Here is a 20,516-nt window from a genome sequence, read left to right as displayed (position 1 = left end):
AGTTAGAATTGGTAGCGCTACCAAAAATAAGGAGAAATGGCGGTGACGAGAACGATCAAATGGCTGGCGGCCTGCCTCTGGCTGGCCAGCGCGCTGGCTGGCGCCCAGGAAGCGGCGCTGCAGAACATCTACGGACGCGAGCACCAGAGCCTGAATGGCCGCTGGAACTACATCATCGATCCCTATGAAACCGGCTATTACGACTACCGGCGCAAGCCCTTCGACCAGTCGGAAACCGGCGCCGGCGGCTTCTACGACGACCGCAGGCAGAAAGACAAGGGCGAAACCATCGAGTACAGCTTCGACCTCTCGCCCACCATGGCGATACCGGGCGACTGGAACTCGCAGAACGCGAAGCTGGAATTCTACGAAGGCACGGTATGGCTGCGCCAGCGCTTCAATGCGGCCCCGAAGGAGGGCAAGCGCTATTTCCTCTACTTCGGCGCAGTGAACTACGAGGCGCACGTCTACCTGAACGGGAAGAAGCTGGGCAGCCATAAGGGCGGTTTCACTCCCTTCCAGTTCGAGGTGAGCGGCAAGCTGAAACAGGGCGAAAACGTCGTCGTCGTGAAGGCGGACAATGTGCGCCGCCAGGACGAGATTCCCACCGTGAGCACCGACTGGTGGAACTACGGCGGCATCACGCGCGACGTGCTGCTGGCCGAAACGCCTGCCACCTATATCGCTGACTACAAGGTGCAGCTGGCCAAGGGCGACCTGAAACGCATCGAGGGCTATGTGCAGCTGGCAGGCGCGCAGCGCGAGCAGGAAATCGTGGTAGCCATTCCCGAGGCGGGAATCCGCAGCACCGTGCGCACCGATGCGAACGGCCGGGCCGCAATCAGTATTCCGGTACGTTCGCTGCGCTACTGGTCGCCCGAGGCGCCGAAGCTTTACGACGTCACCATCACCGGCGCGACGGATCGCATTGCGGACCGCATCGGCTTCCGCACCATCGAGACCCGCGGCAAGGACATTCTGCTGAACGGGAAATCCATCTTCCTGCGTGGCGTATCCGTGCACGACGAAAACCCGCTGATCCCCGGCCGCCTGCGCGGCGCGGGCGACATGCGCATGCTGCTGCAATGGGCGCGCGAGATGAACTGCAATTACGTCCGCCTGGCGCACTACCCGCACAGCGAGGAGATGATCCGGCTGGCCGACGAAATGGGCCTGATGGTATGGGCCGAAGTGCCCGTGTACTGGACCATCTCCTGGCAGAACCCCGACACCTACGCCAATGCCAACCGCCAGCTCACGGACCTGATCGTGCGCGACAAGAATCGCGCGAGCGTGGTGATCTGGTCCATCGGTAACGAAACGCCGGTCAGCGAACCGCGCAACGTCTTCATGGGCAAGCTGGCGGATGCGGCGCGCTCGCTGGACGGCACCCGCCTGATCGGCGCCGCACTCGAAGTGCACCGCAAGGGCGCGGAAGTGACGGTGGAAGACCCGCTGGCGGACAAGCTGGACCTGGCCAGCTTCAACGAGTATGCGGGCTGGTACTGGGCCAGCAACAAGGACATGCTGAACTTCCACTTCAACATCCCCTACAACAAGCCGGTGCTGATCACGGAGTTCGGCGCGGACGCCCTGGGCGGCTTCCACGGCGACTCGGATACGCGCTGGAGCGAGGAGTACCAGGACCAGCTGTACAAGAACCAGTTCCGCATGCTCGACGCCATTCCCGGCCTGCGCGGCATGACGCCGTGGGTGCTGGTGGACTTCCGCTCGCCGCGCCGTCCGCATCCCTACTTCCAGGACTACTGGAACCGCAAGGGCCTGATCAGCGAAACCGGCAAACGCAAACAGGCCTTCCATACCCTGAAGGCCTACTACGAGCAGAAACAGCAGCAGTACGCAAAGGAGAACCCATGAAGCGGCGCGCACTCGCAGCGGCAGCGCTCCTCCCAGTCCTGGCCTTCGCGCAGGACGCGCAGGTAGCGCGCAAGGTGGACGAACTGCTGAAGAGGATGACCCTGGAAGAGAAGGTGGGCCAGCTGCACCAGCTTTCCGGCCGCCAGTTCACGGGGCCGGAAAGCAGCAAGTACGCGGACAAGCTGGCCGATATCCGCGCTGGCAAGGTGGGCTCCATGCTGAATGTGAAGGGCGTGGCCGAAACCCGCGAAATCCAGGCGCTGGCCATGCAGTCGCGCCTGAAGATTCCGCTTCTGTTCAGCCTTGACGTCATCCACGGCTACAAAACGGTCTTCCCCGTGCCGCTGGGCGAGGCGGCGTCATGGGACATGGAGGCGATAGAGCAGGGCGCCCGCGTTGCGGCCATCGAAGCCGCGGCTTCCGGCATCCACTGGACCTTCGCACCCATGATGGACGTGGCGCGCGACCCGCGCTGGGGCCGGATCATGGAAGGCGCGGGCGAGGACACCTGGCTTGGCTCCCGCATCGCCGCCGCCCGCGTCAAGGGTTTCCAGACGGCGAAGCTGGGCGGCACGGATGCCGTGATGGCTACAGCCAAGCACTTTGCCGCTTACGGCGCAGCCATCGCGGGCCGCGACTACAACGCGGTGGACATGAGCGAGCAGCAGCTGCATGAGGTCTACCTGCCGCCCTTCAAGGCGGCGCTGGACGCAGGCGCTGCCACCTTCATGAATTCCTTCAACACGCTGAACGGCGTGCCTGCCACGGGCAGCGCCTACCTGCAGCGCGACATCCTGAAAGGCGCATGGGGCTTCAAGGGGCTCGTCGTGAGCGACTGGGCGTCGATCAAGGAAATGGTGCCCCACGGTTACGCCTCCGATCTCGCCGATGCTGCCGCGAAGGCGCTGAACGCGGGCAGCGATATCGACATGGAGGGCTATGCCTATACTGCACACCTGGCAGCGGCGGTACGCAGCGGTAAAGTGCCGCAGAAGCTGCTGGACGATGCCGTGCGCCGCGTGCTGGTGAAGAAGTACGAGCTTGGCCTCTTCGACGATCCCTACCGCTTCTCCAATGCGGAGCGGGAGAAGGCGGCGCTGAACGATCCGAGGCACCGCGAGATCGCGCGCGACGTGGCGCGCAAGTCCATGGTGCTGCTGAAGAACGAAGGCGGCGTTTTGCCGCTGGCTGCTGCCGCCAGGCGCATTGCGGTGATCGGCCCCCTGGCGGATTCCCGCCGCGACCTGGAAGGCGGCTGGGTAGTGCAGGGCGAACGCGCCGAAGTCGTGAGCATTGTGGAGGGCATCCGCCGCCGCGCAGGGAGCTCGGCACAGGTCACCCACGCCGCCGCATGCGCGCCCGGCTGCGCCACGCTGGACAAGCTGGATGCAGCCCTCGCAGCCGCCGCGCAGGCGGACGTCGTCGTACTGGCCGTCGGCGAAACGTGGGACATGAGCGGCGAGGCCAAGTCGCGCACGGACATTGGCCTGCCGGGCCAGCAAACTGCCCTGTTCGAAGCTCTCAAGGCCACGGGCAAGCCGGTGGTTGTTGTGATGCTGGCCGGCCGCCCGCTGATCTTCAATGAGGTTGCGGACAAGGCGAACGCCATTGTCTACGCCTGGTTCCCGGGAACCGAAGGCGGCAACGCCGTGGCGGACGTGCTGTTCGGCGACTACAACCCGTCCGGCAAGCTGCCCGTCACATTCCCTCGCAACATGGGTCAGATTCCCCTGTCCTACGCGCAGTACAACACGGGCCGCCCGGTGCTGGACGAGAAGAACGTCGTCTACAAATCGGCCTATATCGACTCCGTCAACACGCCGCGCTATGCCTTCGGCCATGGCCTGAGCTACACGACCTTCAAATACTCCGGCGCGGCGCTGAGCAGCGCAACGATGTCGCCCGGCCAGAAAGTAACGCTGACGGTGGACGTGGCGAATACCGGCAAAGCCGCGGGCACAGAAACCGTGCAGCTTTACCTGCGCGACCTGGTGTCCTCCTTGGTGCGCCCGCTCAAGGAGCTCAAGGGCTTCCAGCAGGTGCGCCTGCAGCCTGGCGAGCTGCGCCGCGTGAGCTTCACTATCGACCGCGACACGCTTTCCTTCTTCAACCAGCAACTGAAATGGGGCGCCGAGCCGGGTAATTTCAAGCTGATGGTCGGCAGTGCGTCCGACGACATCCGCGCCGAACTCCCGCTCCGCCTACTCGAAAAATGAACACTCCAAAGATCACCTCCCTGCGCGTCATTCCCGTGGCGGGCCGCGACAGCATGCTCCTCAACCTGAGCGGGGCGCATGCGCCGTTCTTCACCCGCAACCTGCTGATCCTCACCGACAGTTCCGGACGCCAGGGCGTCGGAGAAGTGCCCGGCGGCGAGGCTATCCGCCAGACCCTGCAGGATGCGGAAGCGCTGCTGGTGGGTCAGCCCATCGGCCAGTACAACGCCATGCTGAACGCCGTGCGCACAGCCTTCGCGAGCCGCGATGCGGGCGGGCGCGGGCTGCAAACCTTCGACCTGCGCATTGCCATCCACGCCGTCACGGCCATCGAGTGCGCGCTCCTCGACCTGGTGGGCCAGTTCATGGAGGTGCCGCTCGCGGCCCTGCTGGGTGACGGCCAGCAGCGCGACAAGGTGCCGATGCTGGGTTACCTGTTCTACATTGGCGACCGCCAGCGCACCGATCTGCCTTACGAAAATGGCGAGAACGCGGAAGACGACTGGTGCCGCCTGCGCCACCAGGAAGCGATGAATGCCAAGGCCGTCGTCGCCCTGGCCGAAGCGGCCTACAAGCGCTACGGCTTCCGCGACTTCAAGCTGAAGGGCGGCGTGCTGCGCGGCGAGGAAGAGATGGAAGCCGTCACCGCGCTGGCCGAGCGCTTCCCCGAGGCGCGCATCACCCTGGACCCGAACGGCGGCTGGCTGCTGAAAGACGCCATCCGCCTGTGCCGCGACAAAGGCGACGTGCTGGCCTACGCCGAGGACCCATGTGGCGCCGAGAACGGCTATTCCGGGCGCGAGGTGATGGCGGAATTCCGCCGCGCCACCGGCCTGCCGACCGCAACGAACATGATCGCCACCGACTGGCGCGAGCTGGGACACGCCATCCAGCTGCAATCGGTGACGATTCCGCTGGCCGATCCGCACTTCTGGACCATGCAGGGTTCCGTGCGTGTGGCGCAGCTGTGCCATGAGTGGGGCCTGACCTGGGGTTCCCACTCCAACAACCATTTCGACGTGTCGCTGGCCATGTTCACCCACGTGGCCGCAGCGGCTCCGGGGCAGATCACCGCCATCGACACCCACTGGATCTGGCAGGATGGCCAGCGCCTCACGAAGGCGCCCCTGCAAATCGTTGGCGGCATGGTGGATGTGCCGCGCAAGCCGGGCCTGGGCATCGAGCTCGATATGGCGGAAGTGGAAGCGGCGCACCAGCGCTACCTCGGCATGGGCCTTGGCGCGCGCAACGACGCCATGGCCATGCAGTACCTGGTTCCCGGCTGGACCTTCGACAGCAAGCGTCCCTGCCTCGTGCGCTGATAGAATCGCGCACCATGAGCGAAGAAGACAAACCCGTACGCCGCAAGCGCAGCAAGGGCAACAGCCTCACGCTGCGCGACGTCGCCCGGATGGCGGGCGTGGCGCCGATCACTGCGTCGCGAGCCCTGAACACGCCGGAAGCCGTGTCGGACAAGATACTGGAGCGCGTGCGCGAGGCGGTGGAGCGCACCGGCTACGTGCCCAACCTGCTGGCTGGCGGCCTTGCCTCGCGCAAGAGCCGCCTGGTGGCTGCGCTGGTGCCCACCATCACTGGCTCCGTCTTCCTCGAGACCGTACAGGCGCTGACTTCCACCCTGGCTGCCTCCGGCTACCAGATGATGCTTGGCCAGGCCGGTTACGCAGAGTCGCGCGAGGATGCGCTGCTGGAAGCGATCATCGGCCGCCGTCCGGATGGTGTTGTCCTCACCGGCATCATGCGCTCTCCGCTCGCGCGCCGCCGCCTCATCGCCAGCGGCATTCCTGTCGTGGAAACCTGGGACCTGACCCCGACGCCCGTGGATATGCTGGTGGGCTTCTCGCACGAAAAGCTCGGCGCAGCCGTCGCCGAATACCTGCACCGCCGGGGGCGCCGCCATCTCGCCGCCATCAGTGCGGACGATGAGCGGGCGGCGCGCCGCAACAAGGCCTACTCGGAACGCGCCCTGCAACTGGGCATCGGCGGCAGCGGCGGCGAGGTTCCGGCCCATGTCGTTCCCGCGCCGAGCGCCGTGGTCAGCGGCCGCGAAGGCCTCCGCGCGCTGCTGAAGCGCCATCCTGGCGTGGATGCGATCTTCTGCAGTTCGGATATGGTGGCCCTGGGCGTGCTGATCGAAGCGCAGGCGCAGGGCATCGAGGTGCCGCGCCAGCTCGCCGTGGTCGGACTGGGCGACCTGGCGCTTTCACGCGACCTGCATCCCGCGCTCACCACCGTGCGCGTGGACGGCACATTGATCGGCCAGACCGCCGCCCGCTACATCATCCAGCGTACGGAAGGAAAGCCGGTGGTGGACCCGGTCTGCGACGTGGGCTTCACCATCGTCGAAAGACACAGCAGTTAAATATTTTCCCGAAGTGAGAAAGCGTGAGCATCTGTTACAGATGCTCGGCTATACTTGGGCAAAATATAAAAGCAACACTTCCTACATGCTAAGAAAATTTCTCACCTCGTTTACGGGCGCAGGTGCTGCGCCGCCGCGCGCGCGTGGCAATCCGATTGAAGACGCCCTGCTCAAGCAGGTCGTTGAGGCGCGCGCCCAGGATCCGCTGATTGGAGCACGCGTCGCCGCCAGGGAACTGCTGCGCCGCCTCGGTAATATCTTCACCCAGGACCAGGGCGTGCACGCCGAATCCCTGTTCTGCGCCCTTGGCGCCCTGGGCGGCTACGCCTGCCAGGCGGCAGTGCGCGCACAGGCGACGGCGCGCGGCGTCGCCCCGGCCAGCCTGCTCACGGCGGAACGCGGCGCGGACGGCCACACCTACTACAGCGGCAATGCCCTGCATGCGCTGCTTGATGGAACACCGAACGGGCTCTGGCCCCTCATCAGCGAAAGCGCGCGCACCTTGCGTTTCGAGCTATTGCCGGACATCCGCGAGATCTTCCGCCATGTCGACAGCACGGTGGGTACTCCGGCTTTCGGCAAGCCGCGCAGCGCCGGGCCGCGTGCGCCGCGCGACCTGCCCTTCCTTTACCTGCGCACGCACTGGACGGCCTTCCATCCCACGGTGATGAAGTTCTGCTCCGCCCCCGAGCAGTGGCCCATGGTGTACGGCTTTGCGATCCGCGAAGCGCTGGAGCGCTACCGCCAGCAGATGGAGCCTGGCGCTGCTGCAACGCTGGCGATGGAATGCGCGGACGCCATGTCCAGAATCGATCTTGCCACCCACGGCCAGCCGGCCGAGCCGGTGCGCAGACCCGCGAGGGCTGCTACACTGGCTCCACTATGAAGATCATCCGCGCGACCCTCGACCAGCTGGAACAGACCCACGCTCTGTTGAACGAGTACTTCGAAGCCATCGATGTGGTCGTGCGCGATACGCGGGAGGGCGTAAAGGCCTTCCTCGGCGAGCCGGATCACGCATTGTGGCTGGCGTATGTGGGGGATGACGTTGCGGGCTGCGTGGCTTTGCGCCCGCTGCCGCAGATCGAAGGCGCTGCCGAATGCAAGCGGCTCTATGTGCGCCCGGGCCATCGCGGCCTCGGCATCGCCGAAGCCCTGCTCGACGCCATGGAAGCGCATGCCGCAGCGGGCGCCCGCCGCTGGGTGTACCTGGACAGCAAGGCCGGTCTCGACGCCGCCATCCACCTCTACAAGAAGCGCGGCTACACGGCCTGCGGGCGTTACAACGACAACCCGGAAGCCATCATCTTCCTGCGCAAGGCCATCACGACGTGATTGGCGGGGCGAGCGCCTCCACCGTGCCCTTCGCGGCAATACGCATCAGGGTCTTCGCCAGGGCTGCCGTATCCGGATAAATGCGGACACTGGTCACGCGGCCCCAGCGCACCTCGATAAGGTTCACCCCTTCTGCGGAGGTCTTCACTCCGTCGGTGCCATGGTTTGTCTCGGTCCATATTGCTTCGACCTGCGTTCGCCAAGGCCAGTCCGACACCCTGACTTCATGCAGCGTGAAGCTGATACCCTGGAGCAGGCGGAGGAGCCTCTCGTACCAGGCGCGGATGGCCTCCGGCGTCCTGCGCGTGCCCGACAGCGCATGCGTGCCCACAAAGTAGTGAACCGCGTTCGGCGCCAGTTCGCCCGTTATGGCCTCGATGCGCCCTGCGCTCAAGCCTGCGAAAGCATTGGTGATTTTACGGCGGACGATGGCGTGGTACATGTGACTGTTCCTTATGGGTTACGCGCTATTTCTTGGTCTTTTTCTTCTTCTTGTCGTCGTAGTCTTCGCCCTTGAGAACGGTCTTCGCCCATTTGGCCGTATCCTGGGCATAGGACTCGCTGAACTTCCCGCTGTCTTCCAGGTTGTCGTTGATAGCCGGATTGGGCTGCAATCCTGGAACCCACTCCTGAATGTTTTTATGCAGGCCTGCCATGTGTCCGGTGGACCTGTACTTGACCACCATTTCATTCCACTCATCTGCATAGGAATCGGCTTTCGAATGTTGAGTGAAAGTCTGGTAGAAGATAGCGTTGGAATGAAGCCGGTCAGCCAATTTCAAATCGAGGCTTTCCTTGAGCGGGTTGTGGTTGTAGTCCAGGGCCGCGTGGATCTTGCGTATGTGCGGACCGCCGGGTTTGTCCGGGTGATTGAAAGCGCCCGTGGATGACTGGATATCTTCCTTGTCATAGAAAACGGGCCTGGTTACAGAGGCACGCATGTCCTTCACATGGGCGTGAATCGCTTTCTCGCCATGGTCGAATTGCTCGGGGTCTTTTCCGCGAAGCAGCGACTTGACAGTCTCATTGTAAGCGCTGAACCCAGCGTACAGGTTTTCGGGCAGGAGAGCGGTTGCTGTACCGCGGTCTTTCAGGAAGACCGTGTTCTTTTCCTCTTCGGGATAGAGCAAGGAGGAGGGGACGGCGCCAATGGGAGGGAGTTTCGATGCTTTGCTCGCGGCTTTGTAGTTCTTGAACCTGGTTGGATTCAGCGCTACATTGAGTGTATCCGCGCCGACAAGTTCATCCCCCTCCACCATTGCTCCCAACTCCGTTGACTGGGAAATGCGCTTTGGCGGATGCCAGGACCGATAGATAGCCCGGCTTTCGCCGAATGCCTTTTCCAGCGAGTCCTTCGCCTCGTGCTGCTGGATATCTCGCTCAAGCATCTGCCCAAAATGGTATATCTCGTCGATGGGCAGGTTTTTCAGGTGATGGTGAAATTCCGAAAGCAGGCGCGTTTTCAGGGCCTGCTTTTCTTCTGGGCCCATCTTTTCAGAACGATCGACGTCTGCAAGCACCTGCATGAATGCCGCATAGGTATCTTTCTTGCCGTACGCTTGTAAGGGCTTGTCGTCCGGCGCCACATCCCTCCATACCACGCCTGGCTGGGTGGGGTGCTTTTCGCCGTCCTTGACCTTCAGCTTCGGCTCCTCCTTGTGTTCTTCTGCTTCATTGTCGGCCGCCTCCTCCTGTGGCGCCGGCAGTTCGGGGAGCGATCTCCCGGTGACGACGGAAACCCAGGGGTTGAGCTTTGCCTGGAGCTCGAAACGGCCATCGGAGGATTGCTGGATGCGAGTGTCTTTGGGCCGAAGCTGGCCGACCTGCCGGGCAAGCGACAGAGGATCCGATGAGCCCTCGATGCCCTTCATCTGGACTTGGCCATTGCCGATGCTGGCGGCCTTGGACGCCAGTGCATCCGCCACCGGCGTCGAGGAAGAATTGCCGACCGGTTTCAGGGATTGTTCGAGATGGGGGATGCTCACCGAGCCAATGTCGGGGACGCGCTTGAGCTGGACCTCGCCTTCCTTCAGCTTCCCCTGCCTGCCCCGCGACAGAAGGTCGTCTCCGAAAAGGCTCCGGGTAGTCTTCCTTTGAGCGACAGCGCGCGGGCTGTTGGCCACCATGTCCTGCAAGGCCTGCATCCGCGTGCCGGCAGGACGCTTGTCCGCAAGCTGGAATGTAGAAGTGCTGTGCTTTCGCTCCCGCGCAGGGGCCGGAGCATTCCTGTGATGTTTGTCCGCTTGCGTTGGCATGATGTCATCATGCGCCGCGCTTGCGCAAGTGTCAACAAGCGGGAGCGGTTGCCAGTTCCAGGTCCGTCAGCCAGCGGATCGCCTGCTCGCGGCTTGTTCCGCACATCTCCTCGGAGGGCTGCAGGCCGCCGCAGAACGCGGGCCGTTCCGGCTTGCCGAAGATGCGGCAGCGGTTGTCCTCTCCGAGCTGAATGCATCGTACGCCCGCAGGTTTCCCCTCCGGCATGCCGGGTATCGGGCTGGTGATGGAAGGGGCGGTGCAGCACGCCCCGCAGTTGTCGCGGCAGTTCATGGCGCTATTTTAGCGGCTGAGGAGCAGGGAGGCGCAGTAAAGCAGCAGTCCCACCACCCCGCCCACCAGCGTGCCATTGATGCGGATGAATTGCAGGTCGCTACCCACCTGCAGTTCCAGCTTGCGCGCAATGGTTTCGGCGTCCCACTTGTCGATCACGCGCTGGACGACTGCCACGATCAGGCCCCGCCGCTCCACCACCGCATCCGCAACGAACTCGCGCAGCCAGCCGTTCAGCCGTTCGCGGATGGTGTCGTTTTCCGCCAGCGTGCGCGCGAAGGCGGCCAGTCCTCTTTGCAGGTAGCCCGTAGTGCGCGACTCCGGCAGGTCGGCGTCCGCTTGCAGGCGTTCGCGGATGTCCTGCCACACGTCGCCCACGTATTCGCGAAACACCGGGTGTGCGAGGCCGCGCGCGAGCATGCCGCGCAGCTTCTCTTCGTATTCCGGCGAATGCGCGAGCTGTTCGATCAGGTCTTCCAGCGCGGCCTGGAAACGGGCGCGCCATTCGCTATCTTCGTCGCCCAGATCGTCGAGGATGCTTTGCAGGCCGTCCATCAGGCGTTCGAAGAATTTGTCGTCGATCATGCGCGGCATCCAGCGCGGGCTATGCTCGTGGACCTTCTGGCGCAGGTAGTCGCGGTTCTCTTCCAGCGTGCGCGCGACCATGGCCAGCACGCGCTGCAGCAGGCGCACATGCTGGCGGCCCGCCACGAGCACGGAAAGTATCTGGCCCAGCATTGGCGCGAGGCGCACGTCCTGCAGGGCGGAAGCCATGGCCTTGCGCACGAACTCGCCCGCGTCGCGGTCTTCAACCATTTTCAGCAGGGCGGGCACTGCACCAGCGAGGCGTTCGGCGACAGCCTTGCTGTTCTCTTCGCGCGCCAGCCAGCGCGCGGCTCCGCCCGCGAAGTCCACCTGCGCCAGTTCGCTGCGCAGCACTTCGTGGGTAATGAAGTTATGTTCCAGGAATTGCGCGATATTCGCGCCAATGCGGTCCTTGTTGCGAGGGATGATGGCCGTGTGCGGAATGGGCAGGCCGAGGGGATGGCGGAACAGGGCGGTGACGGCGAACCAGTCCGCCAGCGCGCCCACCATGGCCGCTTCCGCAAACGCCGCGGCGAAAGCCAGCCACGGCGCGCGGTGCTGCAGCAGCCGCGCGGCGACAAACAGGGCGCTCATCGCCAGCAGCAGGCCGGTGGCCAGCCTGCGCATGCGGCGCAGCCTTTCGAGCGGATCGCGTTCTGCCATGAAGGTGCTCCGGACGGACGGGATGAGTGCCATTATCCCGTCCGCACGCCCGGCCATATAGCCGCGATCTCACATAAGCGCGCCTACCAGCGTTTCAGGCTGGAAAATACATCGCCGCCGAGATAGCTGAAGTACATCCGCTCCTGGCTCACGGAGATCAGCAGGCGGTGCGCCCACAGGAAGTCCAGGCCCAGAATCATGTCGTGTGTGTCATCGCCATGGCGCGGCAGGGAGATCACCTGGAGCTGGGGCTTGCGGATGGTTTCGCTGCCGACGGCAAAGCTGTCGAAATCCGCGCTCCAGAAATCGTTCGCCTCGGTGCCGATGCCGTTACCGGCCATGCGGACCGGCGGAGCTGCCTTGTCGGCGGAAAAACCGGCTTTCTCCGCGAAGTGCTTTTTAACGATGGAACGTGACGCCCCCGTGTCGATCAGCGCGCGGCCCTTTACGCCATTCAGCATCACCTCCACAATCGGACGGCCGCCTTTCTGCATCTCGACCAGCGGCACGCTCATTGCGTCCGGATCCCAATAGGAGAGCCCGCGGTCCGCGCAGCCTTTCGCCTGGAAGAACTTGACGCTGCCCTCACGCAGATTCAGCTCCATATCGGTCTGCAGCAGGAAGTCGGAGCCGAGAACGGCGGCCACGTTCAGGTTCGCCAGCGAATCCACGACAGGGAAGCGCTTGTTGCGCGTGAGGATGGGGCCAACCCCTACCTCGCGCGGCTTGGCGGCAAACACGGTCTGTACGCCGCCAACCCCCCGCACCATCTCGGGCACGCCCTCCATTACTACCTTGCGTTTCTCCATTTCGCGGCGCACAAGGAAGGTTTTCTCGGCGCCTGTATCAAGCAGCATGTCGGCGGCTTCGCCGTTGATCTGGCCGGATACCGAGAGCGCTGCCGCCGTCTTCATCTTTGCAACGGGAAGAGTCAGCAGCTCGGAATATTTGCATTCCGATTGGGCGTGGACGGGAAGCTGCAGGAGCAGTGGGAGCAGCAGGCAAAGGCGGAAGGGTTTCATGGGACTGAAGGAAATCGAAGACCGCGACATTATGCTGTACTGGCGCGCTTTCAAAACTATCGCATTCTCACGCTTGTCAAATTGGCCGGACCAAATTACTATCTGGTCATGCCAAAAACGGAGGGATGATGAAGTCCACGATTTTTGCGGGAGTTCTGCTGGTGGCGTCCCTCCAGGCGCTTGCCGTTGAGCCGGAATGGTCCGCCGACCTGGGTAATGGGCGCTACCGCAATCCCATCCTGCATGCCGACTATTCCGACCCGGACGTGATCCGCGTCGGCGACACCTATTACATGACGGCGTCGAGCTTCAACAGCGTTCCCGGGCTGCCGCTCCTCACTTCGAAGGACATGGTCAACTGGAGCCTGGCCGGGCACGCGCTGCCGCGCCTTGTGCCGCAGACGCATTTCTCCCAGCCGCGCTATGGCGATGGAGTGTGGGCGCCCTGCCTGCGCTACCACGACGGCAAGTTCTGGATCTTCTATCCGGACCCCGACTTCGGCGTCTACGTCATCACCGCCGAGAACTTCGCGGGACCATGGAGCGAGCCCCGCCTGCTGCTGGCGGGGAAAGGCATCATCGACCCCACGCCGCTGTGGGATGACGACGGCAAGGCGTGGCTGCTGCATGCGTGGGCCAAGAGCCGTGCGGGCTTCAACAACGTGCTGACCCTGCGTGCCATGTCGCCGGACGCGAAGCGCCTGCTGGACGAACAGGGCGAGGTGGTCATCGACGGCAACCAGTTGCCCGGCTACCGCACATTGGAAGGCCCCAAGCTGTACAAGCACAATGGCTGGTACTACGTGTTTGCGCCCGCCGGTGGCGTGGAGGTGGGCTGGCAAAGCGTCTTCCGTTCGCGCAGCATCAGGGGACCGTATGAAGCGCGCATCGTGATGGAGCAGGGCGGAACGCCGGTGAACGGGCCCCACCAGGGCGCCTGGGTCAGCGCGCAGGATGGCAGCGACTGGTTCTTCCACTTCCAGGACAAGCAGGCCTTCGGCCGCATCGTCCACCTCCAGCCCATGCAGTGGCAGGACGGCTGGCCGCTCATCGGCCAGCCCGGTCCCAAGCCGGGCACGGGCAATCCCGTCGCCGAGTGGCGCAAGCCGGTGCTGGGGCAAACCGCGCAGGCCCCGGCTGCGAGCGACGAATTCAATGGCACGCAGCTCGGCGCGCAATGGCAGTGGAATGCGAATCCCCAGGCTGGGTGGAGTTCGCTGACAGCGCGTGAAGGCTGGCTGCGGCTGACTACACAAGCCGCAGCTCCCGACTCGGTACGCATGGCGCCAAATCTCCTGACACAGAAACTGCCGGGGCCCGCCTTTGTCGTCGATACGCGCATCGCGCTGCATGGCGCGGGAGAAGGCGACCGTGCTGGGCTCATCATGAACGGCTTGAGCTACGCGTGGATCGGACTGCGGCAGCGCGGCGGGCGCCTCCAGCTGGTGTACGCCACCTGTGCTTCCGCCGCGCCGCCTTGCCGGGAGCAGGCGGCATTGCTCCGGGAGGATGCTCCTGCATCCCTGTACCTGCGCATGCAGGTGACTGCGGACAGCCGCGCCATCTTCTCCTACAGCGTGGACGGCCAGTCCTTCACCGGCGCCGGCCCGGCGTTCGCAGTGTCGAAAGGGCGGTGGGTTGGCGCGCAAATGGGGCTCTTCAGCGCCGGCGACGCGCCAGGAAAGGGCTATCTGGAAGCGGACTATTTCCGCGTAACGCCCCGCTAGGCTGCTTCGGCGGCCTTCTGGCCGGGCGCGCACAGCGGAAGCCAGAGGGTGAAGCGTGTTCCTTCGGGCCCGCTCTCCCAGCGCACCGTGCCGCCAAGGACGGCGGCGCGGCGGCGCTGGTTCTGGAGGCCGCGGCCGCTGCCCGCAGCGAGGGCGCGGTCTGGATCGAAGCCCTGGCCGTTGTCCTCGATACTGACCTGCACTCCGTCGCTGGACGCTGCCGTGCGAACGCGGATTTCCGTGGCGCGGGTATGGCGCAGGATATTGGCCACGCACTCCTGGAGAATGCGCAGCACATGCAGGGCGCGCGAAGGGTCCAGCCAAGGCAGCGCTGGCACTTCCTGCACTTCCCAGCGCAGGCCGATGTTGCTGCCTTCAAGGCGCGGTTCGAGGCGGAAGCGCAGCGTGGCCAGCAGCAGAAGCAAGTCGGATTCCACAGGTTCCATCGAGTCGATGGTGAGCTTCAGGTCGTCCAGGCAGTCCTTGAGGATGCGCGACACTTGCGCGTCGGTGATCCTGCCATGTTCCACGGAGCGGATGGCGCCGATCAGCGAGGAGCCGAAGCCGTCGTGCATGTCCTGCATCAGGCGCTGCCGCTCTTCGCTGATGGTCTGGCGCAGCTCGATGTCGCGCAGGCGGCGGTGGCTTTCTTCCAATTCCGCCTCGCGTGCGCGCAGCCTGTGCGCCAGGCTCGCGTTGAGCTGTTCGGCCTCCTCGATGGCGCTCAGGTAGCGCCGGTACATCAGCGAACCGAAGGTGGCGAAGCAGATTGCGTTGGTGTAGGCGCCGAGATACCAGCCTTCCGGACTGACGAAATTATTCTGCAGCAGCCAGTCGCTTATCCCGAGCAGGACGCAGATGCCGATGCCGCAGGCCACAGGCATGCCTTCGCCGGACCGCCGCCACGACGCGGCAATGCCTGCGGCGCACACCGCCGCGCCCATGAGCGCCGCCACAACGTAGATCAGTGGCGTAACCTTGGGCGTGTTGTGCAGGAGCGGCAGCAGCGGCTGCGTGAGCAGGGCGACGGAAACTGTCAGTGCCACAAGGAAGCCGGTGAACGCGCGCTGCGGACGGCCATGCAGCTGCAGCAGGAAGATGTGCACCACCAGCACGAGCCAGAACAGGGAGTTGACCGTGAGCCAGGCGAACCAGTCGTTCCGGATGGGCAGCGATGAGTAGAAATGCAGCGTGCGGAAAAAGGCGGTGGCGCCGAGGCAGAAAAAGAGCAGGTAACCCGTTTCATCCCGCCGCCGCAGCCACACGAAGAGGGCGAACAGGCCCACCGCGAGGAAGGCCGCGCTCAGCATCGAGGGCAGCTCCTGCTGCAGCCATTGCCGCACCAGGTAGCGCGGACGCAGCGCGTCCACAGGTCCCAGCCAGAAGGAACTCGCGGCCACCCGGGATCGCTCCGAATGCTCCAGGCGCAGGAGAATCTCGCGCGGCTCCTTGCCGGAATCGAGGGTGAACCAGAGCGGGGTACGGCTGCTGTTCCAGCGCAACCCATCCTGCTGGTCGCGATAGGCGAGCTGGCCGTCGATGTAGACGGCAATGGTGCCATCGGTCTTGATGCGCGCGCCATACAGGGCCAGCGGGTGCGCCGTCAACGGCAGCGTGCCGGGTCGCAGGCGCAGCCAGGTCACGATCACTGCGGGCCGTTCGCCCGGCGGGCGGGCCTGGCGCAGGAGGGCGACGGGCGGCGCCAGCGGCAATTCCACACGCTGCCAGTTCCGGGGGAGGGCGGCAGCGTCCTGCATTTGCGGCGCATCGCTGAAGGCGGGAACGGTCACGTTCTGCCAGTCCGCCTGTTCCAGGCGCAGGCTGGCGGAGGGGCGATTATCCGCACCAAGGTAGGCAGCGCCTGCCGCGGCAAGCAGGGCCAGCGAAAGGGGCAGCAGCAGATAAGTAAAAAGCGAGGCGGTACGGGAACCCATGTTCAATCCGGGAGCAATCCCTGGCTGCGCGCTTCGAAGATGGCTTCAGCCTTCGAGGTCACTTTCAGCTTCCCGTAGATGCGGCGCACGAAGGTGCGCACCGTGAAATGCGAGAGCTGCATCAGGCGCGCAATCTCCTGCGCGGTGTAGCCCTTGGTGATCAAATCCAGCACTTCCTTCTCGCGCGCGGAGAGGGGAGAGGTTTCTTCCGGCTGGGGCGCGGCGGCGCTGCGCTGGCGGAAGCGCGCCAGCACCTGGCGCGCGATGATGGGGCTGATGGGGCTTCCTCCGCTCGCCAGGCTGCGGATCTCCTCGGTGATGCGGCTGGGCGAGCTGTCCTTCAGCAGGTAGCCGGAGGCGCCCGCTTCGATGGAGCGCATTACGTGGGTCTCGTCGCCGAAATTCGTGCTGACCATGATGCTGCAGCTGGGCCACTTCACGGCGGCGCTGCGGATCATTTCGATGCCCGAGCCGTCGGGAAGGCCCAGGTCCACCAGCAGCACGTCGGCGGGCGGGCGCTCCAGCAGGGCGAGGCCCTCCGCAAGAGTCTCGGCGCTGCCCGCCAGGCGCAGGTCCGGCGCCTCCTGCAGCACCTGCGCCAGCTCGGCGCTGAAGCGCAGGTCGTCCTCGACGATGGCGACGTGAATGGGGGACGGAGGGGCGGAGTTCAGCATGATCGGCCCATTCTACGCTGCCGGACGCAGCAGTCTGTAGCACATTCGTGCTACAGACAAACTTTCCCAACAAAAATACTATCCCGGCAATATTAACCAAGGGGATAGACATGAAGCAGGGACTTCTGGCCGGCATGCTGCTGGGCCTGTGCGCGGCTGCGGCCGCCGCGCCGGCCAAACCATCGAAGAGTGAACCGGATGTTGCGAAGACCGAAGCCATCGTTCACAACTATCTGCTGAAAAATCCATCGGTACTGCGCGAAGCCTTCGCGGTGCTGCAGCGCCAGGAGGCCGCGGCCGCCGAAGCCAAGGCGAAAGTCGCCGTCGGCGCCCTGCACAAGGAACTGTTCGCGCAGGCCTCGTCGCCCGTGGCGGGCAATCCGGACGGTGACGTGACCATCGTCGAATTCTTCGACTACCACTGCGGCTACTGCAAACGCGCCGCCCCGGTGCTGAAGGAAGTGCTGGCCAGCGATCCGCGCGTGCGCGTGGTCTACAAGCAGCTGCCGATTCTCGGTCCCGATTCCATCCTCGCCGCGCGCATGGCGCTGGCCGCCGAGCGCCAGAACAAATACCAGCCCCTGCACGATGCCCTGTTCAGCGCCGAATCGCTGGACGAGAAGGCTCTCTTCGGGCTGGCCGCCGCCCAGGGCCTGGATCTCGACCGCCTGCGCACCGACATGTTCAGCACCTCCGTTACCGAGGAACTGGAAAAGAATCTGGCCATGGCCGCGCCCCTGGGCATCAACGGCACGCCCGGCTTCGTCATCGGCGACAGCGTGGCGCCGGGCGCGCTGGACCTGAACGGCATGCAGCAGATGATCGCCGCCGCGCGGCGCAACGCAGCGAAGTAACCGGAGGCAGCAATGTTGAAGCGTTTGATATTCCTCGTCTGCAGCCCCTTGCTGGCGCTGACCATCCTTTCCCTGACGCCCGTGACGGCGTCGGCGCAGAAGCTCGAATTCTGCTGGAAGAGCACCTATGGGCGCGGCGTGGGCACCATTCCAGTCGGCTGCGCCGGTGGCCGCAACAAGGAAGTGGGCATGTGCTACACCCCCTGCAAGCCGGGCTACGACGGCGCAGTGACCATGTGCCTGCGCCAATGCCCCTCCGGCTATGTGAACACGGGCTTCACCTGCCACATCGACAAGCCCCTGCTGGTGGGGGCCAAGGTCGATGTCTGCAATTTCTCGTCCTCCTGCCCGAGCGGCTACACCAACGTGGGCCTGCTGTGCGGCCTGAACACGCCACCCGTGCCGCCCGGCTACAAGCCCGCCGTGGTGGGGCCGGCCGGTTCCGGCCTGGACCTGTCGCGCGAGGTGTATGACCGCGGCATCGGCCTGGCGCCATCCGTGTGCTCGGACGGCAAGGAGAACAACGCGGGCCTGTGCTACCCGAAGTGCAAGCCTAACTACTCCGGCATCGGCCCCGTATGCTGGGGCACTTGCCCAAGCGGCTGGACCGATTGCGGCATGGGTTGCGCCACCAGCGCGAGCAAATGCGGCTCGGTCGCCATCAGCCAGGTCGTTTCCGTGGGCAGTTCCGTGGTCAAGGTGGCGGGCCTGATCGCAACGGCGGGCCTTTCCGGCTCCTCGACGGCGGCAAACAGCGCCGAAGCGACCAAGCTGCAGCAGCTGATCAACGAGATGAAGGAAGCCGTGGCGCGCCACAAGGAGATGATCGACACGGCGCTGCGCGCCGCCGATGCGGGCTACACCACGAACCAGGCCACGGACCAGCTGATCCGGGCAGTCACCCCCGAGGAGATCGCCCAGGCCACCCTGCGCCTGGCCGCCCTGCTGGACCCATCCGGGCTGACGGGCGTGGCCGCGCAGTTCACCTATCCCACCTGCGACAAGGTGCAGACCCAGTAAGCCGGACGATTGGAGACCGACATGAAGTATTTATCCCGCATGCGCGCAACGCTCATGGTCCTGCTGCTGGCAGCCAGCGGCGCAGGCCTGGCGCAGAACAACCTGCAGGTCACGGCGGCCTGGTACGGCGTCGAAGGCGGCCAGCAGACCGCCGTCGTGAACGGCGCCCCCATCATGGACAAGCTGCGCAACGCCGTCGTCAACGGCACGCTCATGGTGCCGTCGAACATGAACGTGTTCTTTGGCGGCGATCCCTATCCCGGCGTGAAGAAGGTGCTGGCGGTGCAGGTCATGCAGAACGGCCAGCTCGTCAACCTGCGCCAGAACGAAGGCACGGACCTGGTCTTCCCCGGCACGCCCGGCAAGACCTATCTGCCAGCCCCGGTCGATTCACCGGTGGAAGTGCTGGGCGCCTGGTATGGACTGGAAGGCGGGCAGCAGTCCTCCGCGCCTGCGATAGCGGACAAGATCAAGCGCGGCCTCCTGAACGGCTACGTCTACATTCCGCCCGATATGAACGCCTTCTTCGGCAACGATCCGGTGCCGGGCAAGGTGAAGAAGGTGGCCGTGGCGGTGCGCTACCGGGGTGTTACACTCAACCTGCGCCAGACGGAAGGCCGCCCGTTGCTCTTCCCCGGCAAGGAAGGCGAGGACTATCTCGTCATGCTGCAGGCCACGCCTGCGGCGCTGCAGGCCGAGTTCGATCCGGCCTTCTATTCGCTCAAGTATCCGGACCTGCAGGAAGCCTTCGGCCTTGACCGCAACCGCCTGTGGGAGCACTACCAGCGCCACGGCATGCGCGAAGGCCGCGACCCGAACGCCAACGTGAGCATCAGTGCGCTGAAGATGCGCTATCCCTACCTGGTGGAGACCTATGGCGACGACAATGCGGGCTACATCAACCACTATGTGGCGGCAGGCGGCCGCTCGCGCTTCAACGCCGATCCGGCCGACACGCGCTTCCCGGACGGCGGCCTGTTCGCCGACCCGCGCCTGGCCTACTTCGATGCGGACTACTACTTCCGCAAGAATCCGTCCGTGTGCGCCGATCCGAACCTGGTCATCCCGAAAGGGGCGCCGAACGGCTGCGACCGGGCCAACGGTCCGCTGATGAACGTGACGGCGCTGGCCGAGCACTACATCCTCAAAGGCGCGGCGAACGGCTGGAAGCCGAACAACATGCCATTCGGTCCGCCACAATCCGCGAACGGCAAAGAGCTGATGCGCGCTGGAGACTGGCTGGGCGTGAATGAGTTCCTCATCTCGCGCGACGGGAAATCCATCGCCGTGATGCAGACGAATGCCGACTTCGCGGTGTACCGCGCTCCCAATATCAAGAGCGTCAACGCAGGCAATTACGCAGGCCACCACTCCGGCTTCGTCAGCAACGAAAACAAGGACAGCTTCTTCGTCACCATGCAGGGCGACGGACGCCTGTGCACCTACAAGGGAACGAGTCCGGCCAACAACAAGGGCTTCATCGGCTGCAACGCGCCGGAGCAGCCGCAGGGCCCTTACTATGTGCACCTGCAAAGCGACACCAACCTCGTGATCCGCTCGGGAACCACCATGTTCGACGACCGCGGCTACGTGTGGGACTTCATCAGCACCAAGCCCGCCAAGCCCGGCTTCTTCGGCAAGGTCGTTGGCGCCATCCGCACCATCGTCGGCTGCCGTTGAA

The 20,516-nt window shown here is 64.6% G+C and carries 17 protein-coding genes; 10 read left to right on the top strand and 7 right to left on the bottom strand.

Features of this window, described 5'->3' with window-relative positions:
* Positions 1-42: 42 nt before the first annotated feature.
* From LSQ66_RS19345 to LSQ66_RS19320, 6 genes are all read left to right on the top strand, one after another.
* Positions 43-1,878 (top strand): glycoside hydrolase family 2 protein, encoded by a 1,836-nt coding sequence (locus tag LSQ66_RS19345; RefSeq protein ID WP_231766817.1) that lies wholly within the window; start codon positions 43-45, stop codon positions 1,876-1,878.
* Positions 1,875-4,094 carry a glycoside hydrolase family 3 N-terminal domain-containing protein gene (locus LSQ66_RS19340; protein WP_231766816.1) on the top strand — a complete coding sequence of 740 codons (2,220 nt, stop codon included), beginning with the start codon at positions 1,875-1,877 and terminating at the stop codon, positions 4,092-4,094. The genes LSQ66_RS19345 and LSQ66_RS19340 overlap by 4 nt, the downstream gene beginning before the upstream one ends.
* Positions 4,091-5,416 (top strand): glucarate dehydratase, encoded by a 1,326-nt coding sequence (gene gudD, locus LSQ66_RS19335; RefSeq protein WP_231766815.1) that lies wholly within the window; start codon positions 4,091-4,093, stop codon positions 5,414-5,416. The genes LSQ66_RS19340 and gudD overlap by 4 nt, the downstream gene beginning before the upstream one ends.
* A gap of 14 nt (positions 5,417-5,430) precedes the next feature.
* Positions 5,431-6,474, top strand: coding sequence for a LacI family DNA-binding transcriptional regulator (locus tag LSQ66_RS19330; RefSeq protein ID WP_231766814.1), 1,044 nt, complete (start codon positions 5,431-5,433; stop codon positions 6,472-6,474).
* 85 nt (positions 6,475-6,559) lie between these two features.
* Positions 6,560-7,360, top strand: coding sequence for a hypothetical protein (locus LSQ66_RS19325; RefSeq protein ID WP_231766813.1), 801 nt, complete (start codon positions 6,560-6,562; stop codon positions 7,358-7,360).
* Positions 7,357-7,809 carry a GNAT family N-acetyltransferase gene (locus tag LSQ66_RS19320; RefSeq protein WP_231766812.1) on the top strand — a complete coding sequence of 151 codons (453 nt, stop codon included), beginning with the start codon at positions 7,357-7,359 and terminating at the stop codon, positions 7,807-7,809. Before LSQ66_RS19325 ends, LSQ66_RS19320 begins: the two co-directional genes overlap by 4 nt.
* Here the strand turns inward: LSQ66_RS19320 and LSQ66_RS19315 are convergent.
* The 5 genes from LSQ66_RS19315 to LSQ66_RS19295 all read right to left on the bottom strand — a co-directional run bounded on the left by LSQ66_RS19315 (position 7,799) and on the right by LSQ66_RS19295 (position 12,626).
* Positions 7,799-8,251, bottom strand: coding sequence for a nuclear transport factor 2 family protein (locus LSQ66_RS19315; protein ID WP_231766811.1), 453 nt, complete (start codon positions 8,249-8,251; stop codon positions 7,799-7,801). The genes LSQ66_RS19320 and LSQ66_RS19315 overlap by 11 nt on opposite strands.
* A gap of 25 nt (positions 8,252-8,276) precedes the next feature.
* Complete coding sequence (locus tag LSQ66_RS19310) at positions 8,277-10,064, bottom strand: hypothetical protein (protein ID WP_231766810.1); 1,788 nt, start codon at positions 10,062-10,064, stop codon at positions 8,277-8,279.
* A gap of 31 nt (positions 10,065-10,095) precedes the next feature.
* Positions 10,096-10,356, bottom strand: a complete 261-nt coding sequence (locus tag LSQ66_RS19305; protein WP_231766809.1) for a YkgJ family cysteine cluster protein — start codon at positions 10,354-10,356, stop codon at positions 10,096-10,098.
* A gap of 9 nt (positions 10,357-10,365) precedes the next feature.
* Positions 10,366-11,604 (bottom strand): DUF445 domain-containing protein, encoded by a 1,239-nt coding sequence (locus LSQ66_RS19300; RefSeq protein ID WP_231766808.1) that lies wholly within the window; start codon positions 11,602-11,604, stop codon positions 10,366-10,368.
* Positions 11,605-11,687: 83 nt separating this feature from the next.
* A complete protein-coding gene (locus LSQ66_RS19295; RefSeq protein WP_231766807.1) occupies positions 11,688-12,626 on the bottom strand; it encodes an aspartyl protease family protein in 939 nt (312 codons plus the stop codon).
* A gap of 125 nt (positions 12,627-12,751) precedes the next feature.
* Between LSQ66_RS19295 and LSQ66_RS19290 the strand changes: the two genes are divergently transcribed.
* A complete protein-coding gene (locus tag LSQ66_RS19290) occupies positions 12,752-14,353 on the top strand; it encodes a glycoside hydrolase family 43 protein (protein WP_231766806.1) in 1,602 nt (533 codons plus the stop codon).
* Here LSQ66_RS19290 and LSQ66_RS19285 read toward each other — a convergent pair.
* Together LSQ66_RS19285 and LSQ66_RS19280 are read right to left on the bottom strand one after the other, a co-directional pair.
* Positions 14,350-16,287, bottom strand: a complete 1,938-nt coding sequence (locus LSQ66_RS19285) for a sensor histidine kinase (RefSeq protein ID WP_231766805.1) — start codon at positions 16,285-16,287, stop codon at positions 14,350-14,352. The genes LSQ66_RS19290 and LSQ66_RS19285 overlap by 4 nt on opposite strands.
* A gap of 2 nt (positions 16,288-16,289) precedes the next feature.
* Positions 16,290-16,961, bottom strand: a complete 672-nt coding sequence (locus LSQ66_RS19280; protein ID WP_231766804.1) for a response regulator — start codon at positions 16,959-16,961, stop codon at positions 16,290-16,292.
* 110 nt (positions 16,962-17,071) lie between these two features.
* On the opposite strand from LSQ66_RS19280, the gene LSQ66_RS19275 reads away from it, so the two are divergent.
* From LSQ66_RS19275 to LSQ66_RS19265, 3 genes are read left to right on the top strand one after another with little or no spacing between them, the layout of a single operon-like run.
* Entirely contained in the window at positions 17,072-17,815 is a 744-nt protein-coding gene (locus LSQ66_RS19275) for a DsbA family protein (RefSeq protein ID WP_231766803.1), read from the top strand.
* Between the two features lie 12 nt (positions 17,816-17,827).
* Positions 17,828-18,835 (top strand): hypothetical protein, encoded by a 1,008-nt coding sequence (locus tag LSQ66_RS19270; RefSeq protein ID WP_231766802.1) that lies wholly within the window; start codon positions 17,828-17,830, stop codon positions 18,833-18,835.
* A gap of 21 nt (positions 18,836-18,856) precedes the next feature.
* The gene (locus tag LSQ66_RS19265; RefSeq protein WP_231766801.1) at positions 18,857-20,515 is read left to right on the top strand and encodes a hypothetical protein; all 1,659 of its coding nucleotides are present in this window, start codon (positions 18,857-18,859) and stop codon (positions 20,513-20,515) included.
* The last annotated feature ends 1 nt before the right edge of the window (position 20,516 follow it).

This window comes from Massilia endophytica, assembly GCF_021165955.1.
Lineage (GTDB): Bacteria > Pseudomonadota > Gammaproteobacteria > Burkholderiales > Burkholderiaceae_D > Rugamonas > Rugamonas endophytica.
The sequence above is the reverse complement of the archived record's forward strand: the minus strand, read 5'-3'. Positions and strand labels throughout refer to the sequence as shown.

Excerpts from the sequence above, each read along its gene's own strand:
- LSQ66_RS19340 (WP_231766816.1), top strand. The coding sequence starts at position 1,875 with ATGAAGCGGCGCGCACTCGCAGCGGCAGCGCTCCTCCCAGTCCTGGCC.
- gudD (WP_231766815.1), top strand. The coding sequence starts at position 4,091 with ATGAACACTCCAAAGATCACCTCCCTGCGCGTCATTCCCGTGGCGGGC.
- LSQ66_RS19330 (WP_231766814.1), top strand. The coding sequence starts at position 5,431 with ATGAGCGAAGAAGACAAACCCGTACGCCGCAAGCGCAGCAAGGGCAAC.
- LSQ66_RS19325 (WP_231766813.1), top strand. The coding sequence starts at position 6,560 with ATGCTAAGAAAATTTCTCACCTCGTTTACGGGCGCAGGTGCTGCGCCG.
- LSQ66_RS19320 (WP_231766812.1), top strand. The coding sequence starts at position 7,357 with ATGAAGATCATCCGCGCGACCCTCGACCAGCTGGAACAGACCCACGCT.
- LSQ66_RS19315 (WP_231766811.1), bottom strand. The coding sequence starts at position 8,251 with ATGTACCACGCCATCGTCCGCCGTAAAATCACCAATGCTTTCGCAGGC.
- LSQ66_RS19310 (WP_231766810.1), bottom strand. The coding sequence starts at position 10,064 with ATGCCAACGCAAGCGGACAAACATCACAGGAATGCTCCGGCCCCTGCG.
- LSQ66_RS19305 (WP_231766809.1), bottom strand. The coding sequence starts at position 10,356 with ATGAACTGCCGCGACAACTGCGGGGCGTGCTGCACCGCCCCTTCCATC.
- LSQ66_RS19300 (WP_231766808.1), bottom strand. The coding sequence starts at position 11,604 with ATGGCAGAACGCGATCCGCTCGAAAGGCTGCGCCGCATGCGCAGGCTG.
- LSQ66_RS19295 (WP_231766807.1), bottom strand. The coding sequence starts at position 12,626 with ATGAAACCCTTCCGCCTTTGCCTGCTGCTCCCACTGCTCCTGCAGCTT.
- LSQ66_RS19290 (WP_231766806.1), top strand. The coding sequence starts at position 12,752 with ATGATGAAGTCCACGATTTTTGCGGGAGTTCTGCTGGTGGCGTCCCTC.
- LSQ66_RS19285 (WP_231766805.1), bottom strand. The coding sequence starts at position 16,287 with ATGGGTTCCCGTACCGCCTCGCTTTTTACTTATCTGCTGCTGCCCCTT.
- LSQ66_RS19280 (WP_231766804.1), bottom strand. The coding sequence starts at position 16,961 with ATGCTGAACTCCGCCCCTCCGTCCCCCATTCACGTCGCCATCGTCGAG.
- LSQ66_RS19275 (WP_231766803.1), top strand. The coding sequence starts at position 17,072 with ATGAAGCAGGGACTTCTGGCCGGCATGCTGCTGGGCCTGTGCGCGGCT.
- LSQ66_RS19270 (WP_231766802.1), top strand. The coding sequence starts at position 17,828 with ATGTTGAAGCGTTTGATATTCCTCGTCTGCAGCCCCTTGCTGGCGCTG.
- LSQ66_RS19265 (WP_231766801.1), top strand. The coding sequence starts at position 18,857 with ATGAAGTATTTATCCCGCATGCGCGCAACGCTCATGGTCCTGCTGCTG.